This window comes from Salmonella sp. 741265116_PST, from assembly GCF_046567715.1.
Taxonomy (GTDB): domain Bacteria; phylum Pseudomonadota; class Gammaproteobacteria; order Enterobacterales; family Enterobacteriaceae; genus Salmonella; species Salmonella enterica.
Genome location: NZ_JBKFPH010000011.1, coordinates 105,837 through 128,070, shown reverse-complemented (window position 1 = coordinate 128,070; position 22,234 = coordinate 105,837). Strand labels below are relative to the sequence as shown.

19 protein-coding genes, 1 tRNA gene and 3 pseudogenes are annotated in these 22,234 nt (G+C 51.2%); 18 read left to right on the top strand and 5 right to left on the bottom strand.

Annotation, left to right across the window (positions count from 1 at the left end; all coding sequences use genetic code 11):
* Positions 1–3: 3 nt before the first annotated feature.
* Entirely contained in the window at positions 4–2,448 is a 2,445-nt protein-coding gene (fadE, locus tag ACLD11_RS10225) for an acyl-CoA dehydrogenase FadE (RefSeq protein ID WP_411011463.1), read from the bottom strand.
* A 239-nt stretch (positions 2,449–2,687) separates the two neighbouring features.
* On the opposite strand from fadE, the gene lpcA reads away from it, so the two are divergent.
* On the top strand, positions 2,688–3,266 hold the full coding sequence (gene lpcA / locus ACLD11_RS10220) for a D-sedoheptulose 7-phosphate isomerase (protein ID WP_000284051.1): 579 nt from the start codon (positions 2,688–2,690) through the stop codon (positions 3,264–3,266).
* A gap of 163 nt (positions 3,267–3,429) precedes the next feature.
* A complete protein-coding gene (locus ACLD11_RS10215; RefSeq protein WP_411014862.1) occupies positions 3,430–4,197 on the top strand; it encodes a class II glutamine amidotransferase in 768 nt (255 codons plus the stop codon).
* On the opposite strand, the gene dpaA is transcribed toward ACLD11_RS10215, so the two are convergent.
* Positions 4,168–4,908, bottom strand: coding sequence for a peptidoglycan meso-diaminopimelic acid protein amidase (dpaA, locus tag ACLD11_RS10210; protein WP_001225658.1), 741 nt, complete (start codon positions 4,906–4,908; stop codon positions 4,168–4,170). The genes ACLD11_RS10215 and dpaA overlap by 30 nt on opposite strands.
* 249 nt (positions 4,909–5,157) lie before the next feature.
* On the opposite strand from dpaA, the gene dinB reads away from it, so the two are divergent.
* From dinB to prfH, 3 genes are all read left to right on the top strand, one after another.
* Positions 5,158–6,213: a DNA polymerase IV gene (gene dinB / locus ACLD11_RS10205; protein WP_411014861.1), complete on the top strand. Its 1,056-nt coding sequence runs from the start codon at positions 5,158–5,160 to the stop codon at positions 6,211–6,213.
* Positions 6,214–6,431: 218 nt separating this feature from the next.
* Positions 6,432–7,571, top strand: a complete 1,140-nt coding sequence (locus tag ACLD11_RS10200) for an RNA ligase RtcB family protein (protein ID WP_000528906.1) — start codon at positions 6,432–6,434, stop codon at positions 7,569–7,571.
* The gene (gene prfH, locus ACLD11_RS10195; RefSeq protein ID WP_000602086.1) at positions 7,568–8,182 is read left to right on the top strand and encodes a peptide chain release factor H; all 615 of its coding nucleotides are present in this window, start codon (positions 7,568–7,570) and stop codon (positions 8,180–8,182) included. The genes ACLD11_RS10200 and prfH overlap by 4 nt, the downstream gene beginning before the upstream one ends.
* A gap of 155 nt (positions 8,183–8,337) precedes the next feature.
* On the opposite strand, the gene pepD is transcribed toward prfH, so the two are convergent.
* Positions 8,338–9,795, bottom strand: a complete 1,458-nt coding sequence (gene pepD / locus ACLD11_RS10190) for a cytosol nonspecific dipeptidase (RefSeq protein WP_411014860.1) — start codon at positions 9,793–9,795, stop codon at positions 8,338–8,340.
* A 248-nt stretch (positions 9,796–10,043) separates the two neighbouring features.
* On the opposite strand from pepD, the gene gpt reads away from it, so the two are divergent.
* The 3 genes from gpt (at position 10,044) to crl (ending at position 12,294) form a co-directional block, all read left to right on the top strand.
* Positions 10,044–10,502 (top strand): xanthine phosphoribosyltransferase, encoded by a 459-nt coding sequence (gene gpt / locus ACLD11_RS10185; protein WP_001292018.1) that lies wholly within the window; start codon positions 10,044–10,046, stop codon positions 10,500–10,502.
* Positions 10,503–10,590: 88 nt separating this feature from the next.
* Positions 10,591–11,835, top strand: a complete 1,245-nt coding sequence (gene frsA, locus ACLD11_RS10180; protein WP_411014859.1) for an esterase FrsA — start codon at positions 10,591–10,593, stop codon at positions 11,833–11,835.
* Between the two features lie 57 nt (positions 11,836–11,892).
* Positions 11,893–12,294 carry a sigma factor-binding protein Crl gene (gene crl / locus ACLD11_RS10175; RefSeq protein ID WP_000174693.1) on the top strand — a complete coding sequence of 134 codons (402 nt, stop codon included), beginning with the start codon at positions 11,893–11,895 and terminating at the stop codon, positions 12,292–12,294.
* A gap of 50 nt (positions 12,295–12,344) precedes the next feature.
* Here the strand turns inward: crl and phoE are convergent, their stop codons facing one another.
* Positions 12,345–13,397 carry a phosphoporin PhoE gene (gene phoE / locus ACLD11_RS10170; RefSeq protein ID WP_411014858.1) on the bottom strand — a complete coding sequence of 351 codons (1,053 nt, stop codon included), beginning with the start codon at positions 13,395–13,397 and terminating at the stop codon, positions 12,345–12,347.
* A 282-nt stretch (positions 13,398–13,679) separates the two neighbouring features.
* On the opposite strand from phoE, the gene proB reads away from it, so the two are divergent.
* The 4 genes and pseudogenes from proB to ACLD11_RS10150 form a co-directional block, all read left to right on the top strand.
* A complete protein-coding gene (gene proB / locus ACLD11_RS10165) occupies positions 13,680–14,783 on the top strand; it encodes a glutamate 5-kinase (protein WP_001285275.1) in 1,104 nt (367 codons plus the stop codon).
* Between the two features lie 11 nt (positions 14,784–14,794).
* On the top strand, positions 14,795–16,045 hold the full coding sequence (gene proA, locus ACLD11_RS10160) for a glutamate-5-semialdehyde dehydrogenase (RefSeq protein WP_000893221.1): 1,251 nt from the start codon (positions 14,795–14,797) through the stop codon (positions 16,043–16,045).
* A gap of 115 nt (positions 16,046–16,160) precedes the next feature.
* Positions 16,161–16,236 (top strand) — tRNA-Thr (locus tag ACLD11_RS10155).
* A 165-nt stretch (positions 16,237–16,401) separates the two neighbouring features.
* A pseudogene (locus tag ACLD11_RS10150) lies at positions 16,402–16,572 on the top strand (Arm DNA-binding domain-containing protein); the annotation flags it as partial.
* Here the strand turns inward: ACLD11_RS10150 and ACLD11_RS10145 are convergent.
* Positions 16,549–16,821: an ogr/Delta-like zinc finger family protein gene (locus ACLD11_RS10145; protein WP_080108854.1), complete on the bottom strand. Its 273-nt coding sequence runs from the start codon at positions 16,819–16,821 to the stop codon at positions 16,549–16,551. The pseudogene ACLD11_RS10150 and the gene ACLD11_RS10145 sit on opposite strands and share 24 nt — an antisense overlap.
* 478 nt (positions 16,822–17,299) lie before the next feature.
* Between ACLD11_RS10145 and ACLD11_RS10140 the strand changes: the two genes are divergently transcribed.
* From ACLD11_RS10140 to ACLD11_RS10115, 6 genes and pseudogenes are all read left to right on the top strand, one after another.
* The gene (locus ACLD11_RS10140) at positions 17,300–17,545 is read left to right on the top strand and encodes a type II toxin-antitoxin system Phd/YefM family antitoxin (protein ID WP_052932205.1); all 246 of its coding nucleotides are present in this window, start codon (positions 17,300–17,302) and stop codon (positions 17,543–17,545) included.
* A complete protein-coding gene (locus tag ACLD11_RS10135) occupies positions 17,545–17,805 on the top strand; it encodes a Txe/YoeB family addiction module toxin (protein WP_023218457.1) in 261 nt (86 codons plus the stop codon). Before ACLD11_RS10140 ends, ACLD11_RS10135 begins: the two co-directional genes overlap by 1 nt.
* Before the next feature lie 370 nt (positions 17,806–18,175).
* A pseudogene (gene golS / locus ACLD11_RS10130) lies at positions 18,176–18,430 on the top strand (Au(I) sensor transcriptional regulator GolS); the annotation flags it as partial.
* Positions 18,420–18,539, top strand: a pseudogene (gene golB, locus ACLD11_RS10125) (gold resistance metallochaperone GolB); the annotation flags it as partial. The pseudogenes golS and golB, both read left to right, overlap by 11 nt.
* Positions 18,540–18,830: 291 nt before the next feature.
* Complete coding sequence (locus tag ACLD11_RS10120; RefSeq protein WP_000288502.1) at positions 18,831–20,084, top strand: MFS transporter; 1,254 nt, start codon at positions 18,831–18,833, stop codon at positions 20,082–20,084.
* A gap of 187 nt (positions 20,085–20,271) precedes the next feature.
* A complete protein-coding gene (locus ACLD11_RS10115; protein ID WP_411014857.1) occupies positions 20,272–22,230 on the top strand; it encodes a site-specific DNA-methyltransferase in 1,959 nt (652 codons plus the stop codon).
* Positions 22,231–22,234 lie beyond the last annotated feature (4 nt).

The window sequence follows — 22,234 nt, the reverse complement described above, 5'->3', positions numbered from 1 at the left end:
TGATTATGCGGCTTCGACTTTACGCACTTTCTCCGGCAGCTTTACCGGTTTGGTCGCCAGCGCTTCAGGTTCAAAATCATCAACGTTGATACTGCGCAGGCGGCTCTCTTCCGCTTTCGCCAGGATGGCGGCTTCATCTTTATCTATAAGCCCTTTCGCCAGCGCATTGCGCGCCAGTTCATCCAGACGAGTAAACGGCAGATTTTTACCCAGTTCTTTGCAGATGCGCTGGTGGATAGGGTCGGCAGCGATGACATCACGCAGAGCTTCTTCCAGTAAACCGACCGGATTATGTTCGGCGGGCGTCAGATACTGACCGCGCCCAATGCGTGAACGTGTGGCGTTCGGCACCTGCAGGATCTTCGCCACGGCGTGATCCAGCTTATCAGACGGCGCCAGATAATGACGGCCAGTCGGGAAGATCATCGCGGTGAGCAATCCGGCCACGACGCGGTTCGGGAAGTTCTGCAGCAGATCGTCCATCGCTTGTTCAGCACGATACAGCGCATCCTGTACGCCCCAGTGCACCAGCGGCAGGTCGGCTTCGTGGCGACCTTCGTCGTCGTAACGCTTCAGTACGGCTGAGGCCAGATAAAGCTGACTCAACACATCGCCAAGACGCGCGGAGATACGCTCGCGGCGTTTCAGGCTGCCGCCCAGTACCGCCATTGACACGTCGGACAGCAGGGCCAGGTTTGCGCTCAGTCGGTTCAGATGCTGGTAATAACGCTTCGTGGCGTCGCCGGTTGGCGTATGGCTCGTTAATCCGCGGGTCAGGCCAAGCCAGAAACTGCGAACGGTATTGCTGCCGACATGGCCAATATGTTTAAACAACAGTTTATCAAAGGCATTGACATCATTATTCTGCGCTGCGGCCATCTCTTCCAGTACATAAGGATGGCAGCGAATGGCGCCCTGACCAAAGATCATCATGCTACGGGTCAGGATATTCGCGCCTTCCACGGTGATCGCGATAGGCGCGCCCTGGTAAGCACGCGCCAGGAAGTTGCTCTCGCCCAGCATAATGCCTTTACCCCCAGTGATATCCATCGCGTCGATAATGGACTGCTGGCCGCGGTGGGTGCAGTGGTACTTCACGATAGCCGACAGTACCGCCGGTTTTTCACCCAGCATAATGCCGTAGGTGATTAACGATGCGGCGGCATCCATCACATAAGCGTTACCTGCAATACGCGCCAGCGGTTCTTCAATACCTTCCATCTTGCCGATAGAAATTTTGAACTGACGACGAATGTGAGCATAGGCGCCGGTTGCCAGCGCGACGGATTTCACCCCGCCAGTGGAGTTGGACGGCAGGGTAATACCGCGTCCTACCGACAAACATTCCACCAGCATACGCCAGCCCTGTCCGGCCATTTTGGGGCCGCCGATAATATAATCAATAGGCACGAAAATATCGTTACCGCGGGTTGGGCCATTCTGGAACGGAACGTTAAGCGGGAAGTGACGACGACCAATTTCCACACCCGGCGTTGAGGTAGGGATCAGGGCGCAGGTAATACCCAGCTCTTCTTCTCCGCCTAACAATCTATCCGGATCGGAAAGCTTAAACGCCAGGCCCAACACGGTAGCTATCGGCGCCAGCGTAATGTAACGCTTGTTCCAGGTCAGGCGCATACCCAGCACCTGCTGGCCCTGCCATTCGCCCATGCAAACCACGCCGGTATCCGGAATGGCGCCTGCATCAGAACCTGCTTCCGGGCTGGTCAGCGCAAAGCAGGGGATCTCCTGGCCGCGCGCCAGTCGCGGCAGATAGTGATTCTTCTGCTCTTCCGTACCATAGTGCTGCAACAACTCGCCAGGGCCGAGTGAGTTTGGAACGCCGACGGTGATAGCCAGAATTCCGGAGACACCGGACAGTTTTTGCAGTACACGGGACTGCGCATAAGCGGAGAACTCCAGCCCGCCGTACTCTTTTTTAATGATCATCGCAAAAAAACGATGCTCTTTCAGATAAGCCCACAGTTCCGGCGGCAGATCCGCCAGTTCATGGGTAATCTGGAAATCGTTCGCCATCCGGCACGCTTCTTCTACCGGACCGTCGAGAAACGCTTGCTCTTCGGCAGTGAGTTGCGGTTGCGGATAGTTGTGCAGTTTTTTCCAGTCAGGCTTGCCCTGGAACAGATCGCCTTCCCACCAGGTTGTACCGGCATCAATCGCTTCTTTCTCAGTGCGCGACATCGGCGGCATGACCTTACGGAAGCCGCGGAACACCGGTGTGGAAATCATTGATTTTCGCATCGGTGTGAGGTTAAACGGCACGAGGATAATGGCCAGAGGAACCAACAGCCAGATGGACCACAGGCCAGCGACGCCAAGTGCGGCGGTCCAGGCGAGCAGAATCAGGCTGCTGAGAAATAAACTCACGCGGTGATAGAACAATGCGCCGAGCAGAACAACCGTAGCGATAATACTCAAAATCATCATAACGAAAAGCTCCCTTGCTTGTAGGAGGTCTGACCACTTGTGATGATTAGGTTGTAGTGGATGTGAAATCTTTTAGCAATGTGTTTACAAAATAATTACAACAAAGCTCACATTGTTGCCGTTTTTGGGGGCACGAAAAATCAAAAGCGTGAGGCGTTAATTCGGCTTATGCTTCTCGCCTGTACTGCTATCCGGTACACTGCATACTGTCATTTACATTCATGCTGAAGGATATCCTCATGTACCAGGATCTTATTCGTAACGAACTGAACGAAGCGGCGGAAACGCTGGCTAATTTTTTAAAAGATGACGCCAATATTCACGCCATTCAGCGCGCGGCGGTCCTGTTGGCTGACAGTTTTAAAGCGGGTGGTAAGGTACTTTCCTGCGGTAACGGCGGCTCCCATTGCGATGCGATGCACTTTGCTGAAGAGCTGACAGGTCGTTATCGTGAAAATCGTCCGGGCTACCCGGCAATTGCGATTTCTGATGTTAGCCATATATCCTGCGTCAGTAATGATTTTGGCTATGACTATATTTTCTCTCGTTACGTTGAGGCGGTAGGGCGCGAAGGCGATGTCCTGTTAGGGATCTCGACGTCGGGTAACTCTGGTAACGTGATTAAAGCGATTGCCGCGGCCCGTGAAAAAGGCATGAAAGTGATTACGTTGACCGGCAAAGACGGCGGCAAAATGGCGGGAACGGCGGATATTGAAATTCGCGTACCGCACTTCGGTTATGCCGATCGTATTCAGGAAATTCATATCAAAGTGATTCATATTTTGATTCAGTTGATCGAAAAAGAGATGGTTAAATAAGCCGATAATATTTGCCGGTCTTATCGGGCCTGGAACGTGTAGGCCCGATAAGCGAAGCGCCATCGGGCATTGTGGCGGATGGCGACGCAAGCGTCTTATCCGGCCTACGAGCTGTGCTTTACTGGTCTTATCAGGCAATTAACCGTTTTAAGGTAGGTGATGTATGTGCGAACTGCTTGGGATGAGCGCCAATGTGCCGACGGATATCTGCTTTAGCTTCACCGGACTGGTGCTGCGTGGCGGCGGAACCGGGCCGCATAAAGACGGCTGGGGAATTACCTTTTACGAAGGAAAGGGCTGTCGCACGTTTAAAGATCCGCAACCGAGCTACCATTCGCCGATTGCGAAACTGGTACAGAATTACCCGATCAAGTCCTGCTCGGTTATCGCCCATATCCGTCAGGCTAATCGCGGTGAAGTGGCGCTGGAAAATACACACCCTTTTACCCGGGAATTATGGGGACGCAACTGGACTTATGCTCATAACGGTCAGCTCAACGGTTATAAGTCGCTGGAAACCGGTAATTTTCGTCCGGTGGGGGAAACCGACAGCGAAAAAGCGTTTTGCTGGCTATTGCATAAATTAACGCAGCGTTATCCCCGCACGCCGGGCAACATGACGGCGGTATTTAAATATATTGCGACACTGGCGACGGTATTACGTGAAAAAGGCGTTTTTAACATGCTGCTGTCAGATGGGCGATATGTTATGGCGTTTTGCTCAACCCATTTGTACTGGATCACTCGCCGGGCGCCGTTTGGCGTAGCCACGCTGGTGGATCAGGATATGGAAATTGATTTCAGTTCACAGACCACACCAAATGACGTGGTTACCGTGATTGCTACCCAGCCGCTAACGGGGAATGAAACCTGGCAAAAGATTATGCCAGGCGAATGGGCGTTATTTTGCCTCGGAGAGCGTATAATTTGAGGCCAGCTGTGGCTGAACGACTTCGTGACTCAACGGTTTGCTCACGACGTAACGTCCATCAACGATAGAAACAGTTGGCGGCTTATGCGTCTGTTCAAAATAATCGTAGCCGGGTTTTAGCTGCGCCCAGAAATCTTTGTAATAAGAATATTTATGACGCTGCATATTGGCGTCGGTCATCCGGAACGGATAAATACTCACCTGCACGCTCGGCTGACCAAAGACCAGCGCGGCGGTGACAAACTGGAAAATCTCATCAATGCCGCTGTCGGTCATGGCATAGCAGCCGACGGAAACACAGGCGCCGTGAATCATCAGATATTTACCATCATAGCCATGCGCGCGATCGTAGGCATTGGGAAAACCAATGTTGATGGCCTTATAAAAACGGCTGTCTGGCTTGAGTTGATTGCGCTGAACGCTGTAAAACCCTTCCGGACTTTTAAAATCGCCCTGACGGCGTTTCGGGCCTAACCCGCCGGAATAGTTGCAAATTTTGTAGCTATCAAGCAACTGGTATTGCTCACCCATTTTGACGTAGAGATCAAGAGTGCGCTCTTCTTTAAAAATCTGAATATAGACCGGTGAGCCCATTAACTGCTGCTTATACTCTTTACTGACCGGCGTGACGGGGCTGCTGCTGCTCAGCAAACCGGCAAATGAGACGCACGGCATCAGAAGCATCGCAAGAAAAAATGCGATTTTACGCATACTGCTTGTTCCTTGATAAAACGGTTACACACGCCAGAACGGCAAAAGAGTCCCCAAATCGGAGTAATCTGGATTTGGAGCGCTCACATTAGCACCACGGCAGTTTTTCGCAAGTCCCCGTGTGTACGTTTACAATTTTCCCGCCGCTTTCGTCGTCATACCTTCGAATATGTCGCATTTTTAACGCGAATGTCTCTTTGCGCGCAATAAAATGTACTGTACACTTAAACAGTGTTGTGGGGGCGAGCGATGCGCAAAATCATACATGTTGATATGGACTGTTTTTTTGCCGCGGTAGAGATGCGTGATAATCCCGCGTTACGCGATATCCCCATTGCCATTGGCGGGAGTCGTGAGCGAAGAGGCGTTATCAGTACCGCCAACTATCCTGCGCGCCAGTTTGGCGTACGCAGCGCGATGCCGACTGCCATGGCGCTAAAGCTGTGCCCCCATCTCACCTTACTGCCTGGCCGCTTTGACGCCTATAAAGAGGCTTCGCGGCATGTACGTGACATCTTTTCCCGCTACACTTCACTGATTGAACCGCTCTCGCTGGATGAAGCCTGGCTGGATGTGACTGACAGCCCGCACTGTTATGGATCGGCGACTCTGATCGCCAGGGAGATTCGTCAGACTATTTTCAATGAACTGCAACTCACCGCCTCCGCTGGCGTTGCGCCAGTGAAATTTCTGGCGAAGATCGCCTCCGATCTCAATAAACCGAATGGACAATATGTTATTACGCCAGCCGATGTACCCGACTTTCTTAAAACGTTGCCGTTAGCCAAAATTCCAGGCGTGGGGAAAGTTTCCGCCGCCAAACTGGAATATATGGGGTTAAGAACCTGCGGGGATATTCAACAGTGCGATCTGGCGATGCTTCTCAAACGCTTTGGTAAATTTGGCCGGGTATTATGGGAGCGTAGTCAGGGTATTGACGAGCGTGATGTTAACAGCGAAAGGCTGCGTAAATCGGTAGGCGTTGAGCGTACTCTGGCGGAGGATATTCATGAATGGTCGGACTGCGAGGCCATTATTGAACATTTATATCCGGAACTGGAGCGTCGTCTGGCTATAGTAAAGCCCGATTTACTGATTGCCCGACAGGGCGTTAAATTAAAATTTAATGATTTTCAGCAAACCACTCAGGAACATGTCTGGCCGCAATTAAATAAAGAAGACTTAATTACCACCGCCCGTAAAACCTGGAACGAGCGTCGCGGCGAGCGCGGCGTACGGCTGGTGGGGTTACACGTAACGCTGCTCGACCCTCAGTTGGAACGACAGTTGGTGTTAGGGTTATAAGTCAGGCCATTAATATTTTATCACTATTACGATTGCGCCATCTAAATTTCAGTATTACTATACCCACGTTTTCTCATTCTCAATAACTGCAAAGGAGGTTCATCATGACACTTTATTCTCTGAACGCACTTTGCAGACCTTTCCAGGATTAATTTTCTTTTATTGCTCTGGATTCGTCTGCCATTTCCTGATTTTTTAATTCATACATGGAATGGTATATGGGCAATTATATTCGTCCTTTATCAGATGTGGTATTTTCTATCGCATCAGATAACCTGTGGATCGAAGATTCCGCGATCCAACAATTATATACGACGGCTAAGTTAACCGGTATGAGACGCGTTATCGGGATGCCAGATCTGCATCCGGGGCGTGGCTATCCTATTGGCGCAGCCTTTTTCTCGCGTGGACGCTTTTATCCGGCGCTGGTCGGCAACGATATCGGCTGCGGCATGGCGTTATGGCAAACGGATATTTTAGGGCGTAAATATAACGCCGATAAACTGGAGAAGCGGCTGGCGTCGCTGCCTGACGTGGCGGACGCGCAGTGGCTGGAGGAGAATGTCCCCGCCGCAATGCAGCATCATTCGTGGCGCTCTGCGCTGGGTTCCATTGGCGGCGGCAATCATTTTGCCGAGCTGCAACAGGTCGATCGCATCGTCGATGCTGATTCGTTCGCTTTGTCGGGGTTGCAAAAAGCGCAGTTATTACTGCTGGTACACAGTGGTTCACGCGGTCTGGGGCAAGCTATCCTGCGCCGTCATGTGGAGGCGTTTTCGCATAACGGTTTGCCGGAAGATAGCGACGATGCGCGCCGCTATCTTGCAGAACATGACGATGCGCTGGCATTTGCCCGCAGTAATCGCGCGCTGATTGCCCGCCGGATACTGCAACAGCTCAGGGCTGAGGGCGAACCGCGGCTGGATGTGGCGCATAACTTCGTTGAACCCTGTACTGTCGCGGGTGAGGCGGGGTGGCTGCATCGTAAAGGCGCTACGCCAGATGGGCAGGGACTGGTGATTATCCCCGGCTCGCGCGGCGATTATAGCTGGCTGGTGAAACCCGTCGTCAGCGAGGAGAGCCTCTTCTCCCTGGCGCACGGCGCGGGGCGCAAATGGATGCGTACCGAGTGTAAAGACCGGTTATCGGCAAAATTTACCCCGCGACAGCTCTGCCGTACCGGGATGGGTAGCCGGGTGATTTGCCGCGATCGCCAGCTCATTTATGAGGAAGCGCCGCAGGCGTATAAATCCATCGATAGCGTTGTGGATTGTCTGGCAGACGCCGGACTGATTACGCCAGTTGCCTGCCTGCGTCCGGTGCTGACGCTGAAAACCTCAGGGGAGAAAAGCGCATGATCTTACTGCAACTTTCTTCTGCACAGGGACCGGACGAGTGTTGTCTGGCGGTAAAAAAAGCGCTGGATTGTCTGACGAAAGAAGCCGCCAGAGAAAAGGTATCGTTGACGCGACTTGAAACAGAGCCGGGACGATTACCAGACACGCTGCGTTCCGCGCTGGTCTCGCTGGACGGCGAAAAAGCTATGGCTTTCAGTGAACGTTGGTGCGGCACGTTACTGTGGATTTGTACCAGCCCGTATCGCCCGCACCATGGGCGAAAAAACTGGTACGTCGGCATTGGGCGCTTTTCCGCCGACGAACACATACAGTCTGATGAGATTCGTTTCGAGACTCTGCGCTCTTCCGGCCCGGGTGGGCAGCACGTTAATAAAACCGACTCGGCAGTGCGGGCCACGCACCTGGCGAGCGGGATTAGCGTGAAGGTTCAGTCGGAGCGCAGTCAACATGCGAATAAGCGTCTGGCCCGGCTGCTGATTGCCTGGCGGCTGGAACAGCAACGGCAAAATGAGTGTGCGGCGTTGAAGTCTGAAAGGCGTCTGTTCCATCATCAGATTGAGCGCGGCAATCCGCTACGGATATTTAAAGGAATGGCGTTTACGCCACAATAATTCGGTGTTACCGGCGCTGTTATAGGGCTGTCCGGCTATTCGCGTGTAGCCGCAGCGCTATTCAGCGCATCCAGGAGAGCTTATCTGGCAATGGATACCCGATATTCCATATTGATAGCCCGCTCCAGAAATGGGACGGGCATTTTAGCGCTTTCTTACTTCGCAGGAATCGCTTTCAGCAATTCGGTCAGCAGAGTCCAGTAGTGGCCGACGCTTTCGATATGTACCTGCTCATCCGGAGAGTGAGGTCCGGTAATGGTAGGCCCAATAGAAACCATGTCCATATCCGGATAGGGTTTCTTAAACAGACCGCATTCCAGGCCTGCGTGGATAATCTGGATGTTCGGTGTCTTGTTGAACAGACGCTGATAGGTTTCCCGCACCAGGTGCATGACCGGCGAGTTCGCATCGGGCTGCCAGCCAGGATAGCTGCCTTTTGCTTCGGTTTTCGCGCCAGCCAGCTTGCCCAGCGAATCCAGCATACTCACCACATAATCTTTACCGCTGTCGATAAGAGAGCGAATCAGGCAGTGAATTTCGACATTCGCATCAGACATTGTGACCACGCCAACGTTCAGTGATGTTTCCACTACGCCTTTCGCCACGTCTGAATTGCGGATCACGCCGTTCGGCGTTGCGTTCAGCAGGCGCACAAAGGTATCGCGTGACGGCGCGGTCAATGCGGCTTTATCACTGGCAACCTCATTGAGTTGCAGCGTCAGGTTTTTCTCTTTTTCCGTCAGTTCGTTTTTCAGAATATCCTGGTAAGCGTTCACTAACGTTTTCAGAGCGCCTACGTTGTCTGCGGCAACGGCGAGGGTAGCGAACGCTTCGCGCGGAATCGCGTTACGCAGCGTGCCGCCGTTGAAATCGATCAGACGCAGATCCAGTTCTTCTGCGTGCCCGGCCAGAAAACGCGCCAGCAATTTGTTGGCATTGCCAAGGCCGAGGTGAATTTCACCACCGGAGTGGCCGCCTTTCAGGCCTTTCAGGGTTAGCTTAAAGCACGCAAATCCTGCGGGTACAGCTTCACGGGTCAACGGCAGATTAGAGGTAAAATCGATGCCGCCTGCGCAGCCCATATAGATCTCACCTTCTTCTTCAGAGTCGGTGTTGATCAGGATGTCGGCCTGCAACCAGCCGGACTGGAGGCCGAACGCGCCATCCATGCCCGCTTCTTCGGTCATGGTCAGCAGCACTTCCAGCGGGCCGTGGACGACATTATCGTCAGCCAGTACCGCTAACGCAGAAGCCATTCCAATACCATTGTCGGCGCCGAGCGTAGTACCGCGCGCTTTAACCCATTCGCCATCAATATAAGGCTGGATAGGATCTGTAGTGAAGTCGTGAACGGTGTCGCTATTTTTTTGCGGCACCATATCCAGATGCGCCTGTAAAACGACCGGCTTGCGATTTTCCATACCTGCAGTGGCGGGCTTACGGATCAGAATATTACCGACCTGGTCGCGATCCACGTAAAGGCCTTTCTCTTTGGCCCAACTCACAATATGTTCCGCGAGTTGCTCTTCGTGATAGGACGGGTGAGGAATAGAACAGATTTTGGCAAAAATATCCCACAAAGGTTGTGGTGATAACTGAGACAGTTCAGACACGATAAGTCTCCTTGGCGGTGGTCTGAAAAACGTTCTTACAGGCCACAGGGTTAGCGGAATTGATAACTCTTACGAGATGCGACTGAGAATACCACTTTCTCCGCCTGCGGGTAGTATAAAGCATACAAAAAGAGGCGTGGATTCCGCTAAACACTGGTTTTTAGCGCGTCAGGTCTCTATAATCTCGCGCAACTATTTCCCCCTCGAACACTTTTTAAGCCGTAGATAAACAGGCTGGGACACTTCACATGAGCGAAAAATACGTCGTCACCTGGGACATGTTGCAGATTCACGCACGCAAACTGGCGAGCCGCCTCATGCCTTCAGAACAATGGAAAGGCATTATTGCCGTAAGTCGTGGCGGCCTTGTACCGGGCGCACTACTGGCGCGTGAATTGGGCATTCGTCATGTCGATACCGTATGCATCTCCAGCTACGATCACGATAACCAGCGCGAACTGAAAGTGCTGAAACGTGCAGAAGGCGACGGCGAAGGCTTTATCGTCATCGACGATCTGGTCGATACCGGCGGCACCGCCGTCGCGATTCGCGAAATGTACCCTAAAGCGCATTTCGTCACGATTTTCGCTAAACCGGCGGGCCGTCCGCTGGTTGATGATTATGTTATTGATATTCCTCAGAACACCTGGATTGAACAGCCCTGGGATATGGGTGTGGTATTTGTACCGCCGATTTCAGGTCGTTAATCAGCAGCTTTTCAGAGCGCCCGGCAATGCCGGGCGCTGTTTTATTGGTTACAATAAGCCTCTATGAGTATCCAAGGAGGCTGCACGAATGACACAGGCTAACCTCAGCGAAACCCTGTTCAAACCCCGCTTTAAACATACTGAAACGTCTACCCTTGTCCGTCGGTTCAATCGTGGGTCGCAGCCGCCCATGCAATCCGCGCTGGACGGTAAGAACGTCCCGCATTGGTATCGCATGATAAACCGCCTGATGTGGATTTGGCGCGGCGTTGACCCACGAGAAATCCTTGATGTGCAGTCGCGCATTGTGATGAGCGACGCAGAGCGAACGGATGATGATTTATACGATACGGTCATCGGTTACCGCGGCGGCAACTGGATTTATGAGTGGGCAAAGCAGGCGATGGACTGGCAGCAGAAAGCCTGTCAGGAACAGGACGCCATGCGCAGCGGGCGCTACTGGCTTCATGCCTCAACGCTATATAACATTGCCGCCTACCCGCATTTGAAGGGCGATGAGCTGGCGGAGCAGGCGCAGGCGCTGGCGAATCGCGCCTATGAAGAGGCCGCGCAGCGGTTGCCAGGCTCGTTACGTGAAATGGAATTTGCCGTTCCTGGCGGTTCGCCTGTCACCGCGTTTTTACATATGCCGAAAGGGGATGGTCCGTTTCCGACGGTGCTCATGTGCGGCGGCCTGGACGCCATGCAAACCGACTATTACACCCTGTATGAACGCTATTTCGCGCCGCGCGGTATTGCGATGTTAACGCTTGATATGCCTTCGGTTGGATTTTCATCAAAGTGGAAATTAACCCAGGATTCCAGCTTGCTCCACCAGCATGTGTTAAAAGCGCTTCCTAATGTCCCCTGGGTGGATCATACTCGTGTTGCAGCGTTTGGTTTCCGTTTTGGCGCCAACGTTGCGGTGCGTCTGGCCTATCTGGAAGCGCCGCGTTTGAAAGCGGTGGCTTGCTTGGGGCCGGTGGTCCATGCGCTACTTAGCGATCCGCAACGACAGAGCACGGTGCCGGAGATGTATCTGGATGTGCTGGCCAGCCGTCTGGGTATGCATGATGCTTCGGATGAGGCGCTGCGTGTGGAGCTCAATCGCTATTCGTTGAAAGTACAGGGGCTACTGGGCAGACGTTGTCCTACGCCAATGCTTTCCGGCTTCTGGAAAAACGATCCTTTCAGCCCGGAAGAAGAGTCTCGCTTAATTACAACATCATCTTCAGACGGTAAGCTGATAGAGATCCCTTTTAACCCGGTGTACCGCAATTTTGACCACGCGCTGCAAGAAATTACCGACTGGATTAATCATAGATTGTGTTAATAGATTGATAAATTCTATTGATTTGGTAAAACAGTTGCTTCATTAAAGGAGATCGCAATGACGTTACCGAGTGGACACCCGAAAAGTAGATTGATCAAGAAATTTACCGCGCTTGGCCCCTATATCCGGGAAGGGCAGTGCGAAGACAATCGTTTTTTTTTCGATTGCCTGGCAGTTTGCGTCAACGTGAAGCCCGCGCCAGAGAAGCGTGAATTTTGGGGCTGGTGGATGGAGCTGGAAGCACAAGAGAAACGCTTCACTTATCGTTATCAGTTTGGTTTGTTTGATAAAGAGGGCAACTGGACCGCAGTGCCGATTAACGAAACCGAAGTGGTGGAGCGACTGGAATACACGCTACGCGAGTTTCATGAAAAGCTACGCGACCTGCTGATTTCTATGGAGCTGGCGCTGGAGCCGTCTGACGATTTCAACGACGAGCCGGTAAAACTGTCGGCATAACCCTGCTGCCATGCCTGATGGCGTAGCGCCATCAGGCACAATGCGACTTATCAGAACTGGTAGGTCAACCCTATTGCCACAATATCATCGTCATTAATGCCTAACGTGTTATCGCTATTAAGCTGATTGATTTTGTAATCTACAAACGCGGACATATTTTTGTTGAAGTAATAGGTTGCGCCAACGTCAATGTAATTCACCAAATCCTCACTGCCGACGCCCTCAATATCTTTGCCTTTTGACAGCACATAGCCTAATGACGGACGCAGACCAAAATCAAACTGATACTGGATAACCGCTTCGAAATTTTGGGTTTTATTGGCAAATCCGCCGGAAATTGGCGTCATGTTGCGGGTTTCTGAATAGAAAGCCGCAATATAAATATCATTCGCGTCATACTTTACACCCGTAGCCCAGGCTTCGGCTTTATCGCCCGTACCGCGGCGCTGCAGATTTTGCTCCCTGGTGCGATCGGAGAGAGTATAAGCGCCGCTGACGGCAAAATCGCTGCCGCCGAAATCATAGCTCACGGATGTGCCGAAGCCGTCGCCGTTTTGCTTTTTCACATCGCGATCTTCGTTTTTCCCCTGATACTGTAAGGTAAGATCCAGTCCATCAACGATGCCGAAGAAATCGGTATTGCGGTAAGTCGCCAGGCCGCTGGCGCGTTTAGTCATAAAATTATCGGTCTGAGCGGAAGAGTCGCCGCCGAATTCGGGAAACATATCCGTCCAGGCCTCAACATCGTACAGCGCGCCCAGGTTACGTCCATAGTCAAAAGAACCGATATCTTTTAATTTCAGGCCAGCAAAGGCCAGGCGGGTTTTTTGCTGGGACGAATCACTTTCGGCTTTATTACCGGCAAACTCAGCTTCCCAGCGCCCGTAGCCGGTCAATTGATCGTTAATTTGCGTTTCGCCTTTAAAACCAAAACGAACGTAGCTTTGATCGCCATCTTTGCTGTCATAATCGCTCATATAGTGCATGGCTTTAACTTTTCCATACACATCAAGCTTATTACCGTTTTTATTGTAAACCTCGGCGGCGTGAACAGATGCTGATGCGATGATACTCACCACTATTGCCAGAGTGCTCTTATTCATTTCCATTCCTGTTTTAATTACGCGCTATGATTTGTCGGGAAACCCGGTTAAAAACAGGAAGGTTTTTAACGTTCGGTAATGAAAGATTTATGACAAAATGAGAATTTTTTTTAAAAAATATGTTTAATTGTTGCGGCAATAAAATTGTCAAATTCTGCCGCTACGCTTGCTGATCCTGCGCAACAAAATTTCACGCTACGCGTACAGGTTGTTGGCAACCGGAGCCAGTCCTGCTAAAACGTTCATTTGGTCTTTATTTCTTATTTTGAACGGCAGAGAATCATGAGTGACAGCCAGACGCTGGTCGTAAAACTCGGCACCAGCGTGCTAACAGGCGGATCGCGCCGCCTGAACCGAGCCCATATCGTAGAACTTGTCCGCCAGTGCGCGCAGCTACATGCCGCGGGACATCGTATTGTTATTGTTACCTCTGGCGCGATTGCCGCCGGACGTGAACATCTCGGCTACCCGGAACTGCCGGCAACGATCGCCTCTAAACAGCTTCTGGCGGCGGTAGGGCAAAGCCGCCTGATTCAACTGTGGGAGCAGTTGTTTTCAATTTACGGTATCCATATCGGGCAGATGCTGTTGACGCGTGCGGATATGGAAGACAGAGAGCGCTTTCTGAACGCCCGCGATACGCTGCGTGCATTACTGGATAACCATATTGTGCCGGTTATCAATGAAAATGATGCCGTTGCGACAGCGGAAATTAAAGTGGGCGATAACGATAACCTCTCCGCGCTGGCGGCGATCCTGGCAGGCGCGGATAAACTGCTGCTGCTGACCGATCAGCAAGGATTATTTACCGCCGATCCGCGTAGCAATCCGCAGGCGGAGCTTATCAAAGATGTGTATGGCGTTGACGATGCGCTGCGCTCTATCGCGGGAGACAGCGTTTCCGGACTGGGGACCGGTGGTATGAGCACTAAGCTTCAGGCGGCAGACGTGGCCTGTCGCGCGGGTATTGATACGATTATTGCCTCAGGCAGTAAACCGGGCGTGATCGGCGATGTGATGGAGGGGATTTCCGTCGGCACCCGTTTTCATGCGCAAGCCTCGCCGCTGGAGAACCGCAAACGTTGGATCTTCGGCGCGCCGCCGGCAGGCGAAATTACGGTTGATGAAGGCGCGACCGCGGCAATGCTGGAACGTGGCAGTTCACTTCTGCCAAAAGGCATCAAAAGCGTGACGGGCAATTTCTCGCGGGGGGAGGTCATCAGAATTTGTAATCTGCAAGGGCGTGATATCGCTCATGGCGTCAGTCGTTATAACAGTGATGCTCTGCGGCGGATAGCCGGTCACCACTCTCAACAAATCGATGCGATTCTGGGCTATGAATATGGCCCGGTCGCTGTTCATCGTGATGACATGATTACTCGATAAGGAACAGGCATATGCTGGAACAAATGGGCATTGCTGCTAAAGCGGCGTCGTATAAGCTGGCGCTGCTCTCCAGCGGCGAAAAAAATCGCGTGCTGGAAAAAATAGCCGATGAACTGGAAGCGCAAATGGAAAGTATCCTCAGCGCGAACGTACAAGATGTTGAGCAGGCGCGGGCCAACGGCCTGAGCGAAGCGATGCTGGACCGCCTGGCGCTGACCCCTGCGCGTCTGAAAGCGATTGCTGACGATGTGCGCCAGGTCTGTAATCTCGCCGACCCGGTCGGGCAGGTGATCGACGGCGGCCTGCTGGACAGCGGGCTACGTCTGGAGCGCCGCCGCGTGCCGTTAGGCGTGGTTGGCGTTATCTATGAGGCGCGTCCGAACGTTACCGTTGATGTAGCTTCTTTGTGTCTGAAAACCGGTAATGCGGTGATTCTACGCGGTGGGAAAGAGACGCATCGCACGAATGCCGCAACCGTTCGTGTCATTCAGAAGGCGTTGAAAGCTTGCGGTTTACCGGAGGCGGCGGTTCAGGCGATTGATAATCCGGATCGTTCGCTGGTCAATGAAATGCTGCGTATGGATAAGTATATCGATATGCTGATCCCGCGCGGCGGCGCAGGCTTGCATAAACTGTGTCGCGAGCAATCCACCATTCCGGTGATTACCGGCGGGATTGGCGTGTGCCATATTTTTGTCGATAGCAGCGCAGACATCGCCCCGGCGCTGAAGATTATCGTCAACGCCAAAACCCAGCGCCCGAGCACCTGTAACACGGTGGAAACCTTGCTGGTGCATCAGGACATCGCAGAACGCTTTTTGCCTGCGCTGAGCAAGCAGATGGCGGAGAGTGGCGTGACGCTGCATGGGGATGAAACCGTCATGCAGGCACTGCATGGTCCTGCCAAACTGGTGCCGCTGAAACCGGAAGAGCTGGATAACGAGTTTCTGTCTCTGGATCTGAACGTTGTGGTGGTCGAAAATATGGATGGCGCTATCGCTCACATTCGCGAACATGGTACTCAGCACTCCGATGCGATTTTGACGTGTGATATGCATAATGCTGCGCGTTTCGTGAACGAAGTGGATTCCGCTGCGGTTTATGTCAACGCCTCTACCCGTTTTACCGATGGCGGGCAGTTTGGGCTTGGCGCAGAAGTGGCGGTCAGCACGCAGAAATTACATGCCCGCGGTCCGATGGGGCTTGAAGCGCTTACCACCTATAAGTGGATAGGCTTTGGCGATGGTACGATTCGTGCGTAATTAATGTCGAGCGGTGCAAAAATAGCCGGTTGAGTAGCAAGGCTATTGACGCACCGCCCGGTTAGTTTTAACCTTCTACCCCGTGATTCACTCACATGAACACACCCTTCTCAGGGCCGATATAGCTCAGTTGGTAGAGCAGCGCATTCGTAATGCGAAGGTCGTAGGTTCGACTCCTATTATCGGCACCATTTCAACGTCTTTTCCGTCTATTAAAATCCAATAAACCCGCATATATTCTAGCTTTGAGCGCTCTCGATAGTGTTTTAACGTCTATCAATGTCTCCTGAAATCTACATCTTTTTGGGGGTATATTCGGGGGTATGTGCTGTGTGGGCTGCTGGAGATACCCCCAAATGAAACTGAATGCCCGCCAGGTCGGTACGGCCAAACCGAAAGAGAAACCCTATAAGCTGGCCGATGGTGGCGGGCTTTATCTGCTTGTTAATCCCAATGGTTCCCGGTACTGGCGTTTAAAGTACCGGGTAGCCGGAAAAGAAAAGCTACTGGCGCTGGGGGTATATCCGAAGCAATTCTTTTATCATTGCTTTTTGTTTCGGTGTGATCATATCAATCATTGTTTTTACTGCTTTATCCCCGGTCAGCGCGCTGGGGCTTAGCGTATGGGAGAACGTCATATTCACAACAAAGGTGTGTCCGCACTCCACGTTATTACATGCACAATAAACATCAGAAAGGTGAGGGTGTTTACGGACGGTCTTTTTTATCACTGAATTACTTTCACATTCAGGGCAAATAATTTTAGGGCTGCGCATAATAATCATCATTCGACAAAGAAACATTATTATATCATTGTCTATGCCGAATTTAGAAAGTAAAGAGATATAAATTACCTTTTATATCATTATGTTACGTGGCTTTATTCTTTTTTCTGCTTTTCTCTTATGGTCACGTAATTTAATTTTTTATTTTAATTTTCATATGATTATGTTGCTTTTATTGAAGGTTGAATTTTACGACGACTGTAATTATTGAAATCCTTTGCAATTGATTGCATTTTTTTCAGTCTCAAATTTCATGTAAAACCCCGTCTAATGCCTGTTCTGGCGCTTCCTTCCTGAATTTTCGAAACTGAAAAAATTCTCACCACGTAAACGCCGCGGGCGTGCGGGTGAGGGCGGTTTTCGTCCCGCTGCCGTTTATGCCGTAACAAGTAAGTAACACACAACCACATGTACAACTAGTTGTACGTGTGACATACTTACACCGTAAGAACTTTGGCGGAGCAAACAAATGCAACATGTAAACTATACCGATGCTCGGCAGCATTTAGCTGACCTGATGCAACAGGCTAATGATGATCGCGCGCCTATCCTGGTTACGCGTAAAGGTGCTAAAAGCGTGGTAATGATCGACGCGGAAGAATTTGCCTCGATTCAGGAAACGCTACACCTGTTCAGTAACCCGGCGAACGCCGCACACATTGAAGCCAGCCTTGCATCGCTCGAACGCGGCGATTATGAGGAACTGGACATTTAATGAAAGTCAGGATATCTCCGCAGGCAAAAAGCGATCTTCAATACTGGGCCGAGACTGACCCAAAGACGCATAACAAGGTAATGGAGTTAATCAAATCGGCTAAGGAAAGCCCCTTCAAGGGGATAGGGAAGCCGGAGGCGCTAAAGCACCGTAAGCCCCTCTGGTCACGTCGCATCACGAAAGAACATCGCCTGGTATATTACGTTGAGCAAGGCGATCTGTACATTGTTGCGTGTCGTTATCACTACACCACGATCTAGCGGCTTTTCCCTGGTTGGCGGGGTTATCTTAACTTTGCCAGCTTAGATCAACCGCCCGTTACTCTCCCCAAGTGCAGTATAAAAAAATCAATCATTATGGGCGTAAAAGTGCATGAGGGTATAATTGGGGGTATGTTATATAGCCATTATGTAATAAATTAATAATAAACATAGCGTTACATTGTATATTTGGCTCTTATTACCGACTACCCACTTACATTTTACTTGTGTCATCTCTGACAAAATAATGCATCCAATATCCTGCTAAATTGACAGGCGTTTTTGAGCAAGAAGCGGAAGTTCACTAAACCCTGAAATCATCAGGAATGGGCGCAGGCCCATAGATTTCAATGCTCGCTTCCAGGGGCATCGAACGGATTCCGGCTATCGGGCCTATACCCAGGCTGATGTTAATCAATTGCATTTTATACGCCGCGCGCGCGACCTCGGCTTTTCAGTTGCTGAAATCAGCGGCTTACTGAATCTTTGGAATAACCAGCCGCGACAAAGCGCAGACGCTAAACGCCTGGTGCAGACGCATATTGATGAACTGGACAGACGTATCCAGAACATGCAGCACATGGCGCAAACCCTCAAAGCGCTGATTCACTGCTGCGCTGGCGACGGTGAGAACCGACCCGGCGACGCGTCTGGTTGACGTTGAAACATCGCTATCCGCGGAGCAAATTGCCGCCGCCCTGCAAAAGGCCGGTTTCCCGCCGCGCGAGAGGTAATCGTCAATGGCGATCGGTCTGGCGACAGGCCGGTCGCGATACGCTAGCCACGCTTCGCTTTTCTTTGCATGAGATAATCCCCATAAAAACTGTGACAAATCATGTGCCAGTAAGCTTTGTTAATAATATGTAATGATTTGTCTATTTTTGCTAACATTTTACCTGCTATATACAAAAAGATAACAAATAAGTAGCGCAACGCTACCTTGTTACGTCGCTTTGACGACGGGAGCGCTCCGGCGTTTCGCCGCTTCAAAGCTTGATGTTATTTTTTGATGCAGGACACTACCTATGTACACCCCCCTGAACTGGACGACGACACAACGACATGTGGCGTTTGCCAGCTTTACCAGTTGGATGCTGGATGCGTTTGATTTCTTTATCCTTGTCTTTGTACTTAGCGATCTCGCCGAATGGTTTCACGCTTCCGTATCGGACGTTTCCATTGCGATTATGCTGACCCTGGCGGTACGTCCCATTGGCGCGCTGCTATTTGGTCGAATGGCGGAAAAGTACGGACGTCGACCGATACTGATGCTCAATATTCTGTTCTTCACGGTGTTTGAACTGCTTTCCGCCTGGTCGCCCACCTTCATGGCATTTCTGATTTTTCGGGTCATGTACGGCGTGGCGATGGGCGGGATATGGGGCGTTGCGTCATCACTGGCGATGGAAACCATTCCCGATCGTTCGCGTGGCCTGATGTCGGGCATTTTTCAGGCGGGCTATCCCTGCGGCTATCTGTTCGCCTCGGTTATTTTTGGCCTCTTCTACAGTATGGTAGGCTGGCGCGGCATGTTCCTGATTGGCGCCCTGCCTGTTGTCTTACTGCCTTATATCTGGTTTAAAGTGCCGGAATCCCCCGTCTGGCTGGCGGCCAGAGCGCGTAAAGAGAATACCGCGCTGCTTCCTGTTCTGCGCAAACAGTGGAAGTTGTGTCTGTATCTGGTGCTGGTCATGGCGTTCTTTAATTTTTTCAGTCACGGCACGCAGGATCTCTATCCTACCTTCCTGAAGATGCAGCATGGTTTTGATCCGCATCTGATCAGTATCATTGCGATTTTTTATAACATTGCCGCCATGCTCGGCGGTATTTTCTACGGTACGCTATCGGAACGTATTGGGCGTAAAAAAGCGATCATGATCGCCGCCTTTCTTGCGCTTCCGGTACTCCCGCTATGGGCATTTTCCAGCGGATCATTCACGATTGGCCTGGGCGCGTTCCTGATGCAGTTTATGGTGCAGGGCGCCTGGGGAGTCGTACCGACCTGGCTAAACGAGCTGGTTCCGGCGAATGCGCGCGCCGTGCTGCCAGGGTTTGTTTACCAACTGGGTAATTTACTGGCGTCGGTTAATGCGACGTTACAGGCCCGCATCGCGGAAACGCATGGTGGCAATTACGGGTTGGCAATGGCGATCGTGGCTGGCGCGGTGGCTATTTTAATCTGTGTATTTGTGGCATTTGGTCGCGAGACCCGGGGAGTCGTCATCTCCGGTACAGATAGCGACGCCCTCCCGGAGTCGGCCATCGGTCATCGCACGTAAACACTACGCTCCTGGCGCATACTGTCGCCGGGAGCACGCCTTCCCCCGTCGTTTTCACGCCCTTTCAACGAACAACAAAGGTTAATGATGGCATCTGCCTTTCGTGACCATTACAATCATCGCTTACTTTTTTCTTTATAAGAAATTGATTGTTGGACCTTAAAATTATCAACGGAGCGAAGATATCATGTTGAAAGATAACCAAAAACACAACGAGTCTGTTGCCCCGAATAGCGCCTTTCTGTCTGAGTTACAACGTGCATTACCGGAATTTTTTATCGCCGATCGCTATAACGAGCAGGGCGAACTGATCGCGAAAGGCGGATTTGATCTCGCCAAATTTGAGCGCGCGCTGAAAGCGCGTAATATTGATGAGCTGACTAGCGGTTATCAGATTGATTTTATTGGCAAAGATTACGCAAAAAAACAGGCGGGTGAAAAATCCGTTACCGTTATCGTTCCTGACGTGGAACACAATACTCTGGCAGAAAATAAAAACAGCCATAATCTTTTTCTGACCGGAGATAATCTGGATGTGTTACGCCATCTGCAAAATAATTACGCCGATACCGTCGATATGATCTATATCGATCCCCCTTATAACACCGGGTCGGACGGGTTTGTCTATCCCGATCATTTTGAATATAGCGATCGGGCGTTGCAGGATATGTTTGGTCTTAATGATACTGAACTGGCACGTTTAAAATCCATTCAGGGTAAATCGACGCACTCCGCGTGGTTATCTTTCATGTATCCGCGTCTTTTCCTGGCCAGGAAGCTCCTGAAAGATACCGGGTTTATTTTTATCTCTATCGACGATAATGAGTACGCCAATCTTAAATTAATGATGGATGAGATTTTTGGCGAAGGCGGATTTGTCACCAATGTGATGTGGAAGCGCAAAAAAGAGATTTCTAACGACTCTGATAACGTTTCCATCCAGGGGGAATACATTCTTGTTTACGCCAAAACCGGTCAGGGCGCTTTACGTTTAGAACCGCTTTCTAAAGAGTATATTCAGAAATCCTATAAAGAACCGACCGAACAGTTTCCAGAAGGGAAATGGCGGCCGGTGCCGTTAACGGTGTCAAAGGGGCTGAGCGGCGGCGGCTATACCTATAAAATTACCACGCCGAACGGTACGGTACACGAAAGACTATGGGCTTATCCTGAAGCCAGTTACCAAAAACTGGTGGCCGATAATCTGGTCTATTTTGGCAAAGATAACGGCGGTATTCCCCAGCGAGTCATGTACGCGCACCACAGTAAAGGGCAGCCAACGACCAATTACTGGGATAACGTAGCGTCGAATAAAGAGGGGAAAAAGGAGATTCTGGATCTCTTCGGCGACAACGTTTTTGATACGCCGAAACCGACCGCATTATTGAAGAAAATCATCAAGCTCGCTATCGATAAAGACGGCGTCGTTCTGGACTTTTTTGCCGGTTCCGGCACTACGGCCCATGCGGTGATGGCGCTGAATGAAGAAGATGGGGGGCAGCGCACGTTTATTCTGTGTACTATCGATCAGGCATTAAGCAATAACACTATCGCGAAAAAAGCAGGTTATAACACTATTGATGAAATCAGCCGCGAGCGAATTACACGCGTTGCGGCGAAGATCCGCGCCAACAATCCCGCGACCAATAGCGACCTCGGTTTTAAACATTATCGTTTTGCCACTCCGACACAGCAGACGCTGGACGATCTGGATAGCTTCGATATTGCTACCGGCCATTTTATCAATACCAGCGGTCAACTGGCCGCTTTTACCGAGTCAGGATTTACCGACATGATCAATCCTTTTTCCGCCAGAGGATTGGGCGTGCCGGGCGGCGCAAGCGGCGAAGAGACCTTATTAACGACATGGCTGGTCGCCGATGGTTATAAAATGGATATTGACGTACAGGCCATTGATTTTTCCGGCTATTGCGCCAGGTATGTTGATAATACGCGCCTGTATCTGATTGATGAACGATGGGGAACCGAGCAGACCCGCGATCTTCTCAACCACATTGGTACGCACCAGCTTCCGGTTCAGACTATTGTCATTTACGGCTACTCTTTCGACCTTGAATCCATTCGTGAACTGGACATCGGCTTAAAACAGCTTGATCAAAAAGTGAACCTGGTGAAGCGTTATTAAGAGG

Bases quoted from the DNA above. Each gene is read 5' to 3' on its own strand.
- fadE (WP_411011463.1), bottom strand. From the start codon at position 2,448: ATGATGATTTTGAGTATTATCGCTACGGTTGTTCTGCTCGGCGCATTG.
- lpcA (WP_000284051.1), top strand. From the start codon at position 2,688: ATGTACCAGGATCTTATTCGTAACGAACTGAACGAAGCGGCGGAAACG.
- ACLD11_RS10215 (WP_411014862.1), top strand. From the start codon at position 3,430: ATGTGCGAACTGCTTGGGATGAGCGCCAATGTGCCGACGGATATCTGC.
- dpaA (WP_001225658.1), bottom strand. From the start codon at position 4,908: ATGCGTAAAATCGCATTTTTTCTTGCGATGCTTCTGATGCCGTGCGTC.
- dinB (WP_411014861.1), top strand. From the start codon at position 5,158: ATGCGCAAAATCATACATGTTGATATGGACTGTTTTTTTGCCGCGGTA.
- ACLD11_RS10200 (WP_000528906.1), top strand. From the start codon at position 6,432: ATGGGCAATTATATTCGTCCTTTATCAGATGTGGTATTTTCTATCGCA.
- prfH (WP_000602086.1), top strand. From the start codon at position 7,568: ATGATCTTACTGCAACTTTCTTCTGCACAGGGACCGGACGAGTGTTGT.
- gpt (WP_001292018.1), top strand. From the start codon at position 10,044: ATGAGCGAAAAATACGTCGTCACCTGGGACATGTTGCAGATTCACGCA.
- frsA (WP_411014859.1), top strand. From the start codon at position 10,591: ATGACACAGGCTAACCTCAGCGAAACCCTGTTCAAACCCCGCTTTAAA.
- crl (WP_000174693.1), top strand. From the start codon at position 11,893: ATGACGTTACCGAGTGGACACCCGAAAAGTAGATTGATCAAGAAATTT.
- phoE (WP_411014858.1), bottom strand. From the start codon at position 13,397: ATGAATAAGAGCACTCTGGCAATAGTGGTGAGTATCATCGCATCAGCA.
- proB (WP_001285275.1), top strand. From the start codon at position 13,680: ATGAGTGACAGCCAGACGCTGGTCGTAAAACTCGGCACCAGCGTGCTA.
- proA (WP_000893221.1), top strand. From the start codon at position 14,795: ATGCTGGAACAAATGGGCATTGCTGCTAAAGCGGCGTCGTATAAGCTG.
- ACLD11_RS10145 (WP_080108854.1), bottom strand. From the start codon at position 16,821: ATGCGCAGCCCTAAAATTATTTGCCCTGAATGTGAAAGTAATTCAGTG.
- ACLD11_RS10140 (WP_052932205.1), top strand. From the start codon at position 17,300: ATGCAACATGTAAACTATACCGATGCTCGGCAGCATTTAGCTGACCTG.
- ACLD11_RS10135 (WP_023218457.1), top strand. From the start codon at position 17,545: ATGAAAGTCAGGATATCTCCGCAGGCAAAAAGCGATCTTCAATACTGG.
- ACLD11_RS10120 (WP_000288502.1), top strand. From the start codon at position 18,831: ATGTACACCCCCCTGAACTGGACGACGACACAACGACATGTGGCGTTT.
- ACLD11_RS10115 (WP_411014857.1), top strand. From the start codon at position 20,272: ATGTTGAAAGATAACCAAAAACACAACGAGTCTGTTGCCCCGAATAGC.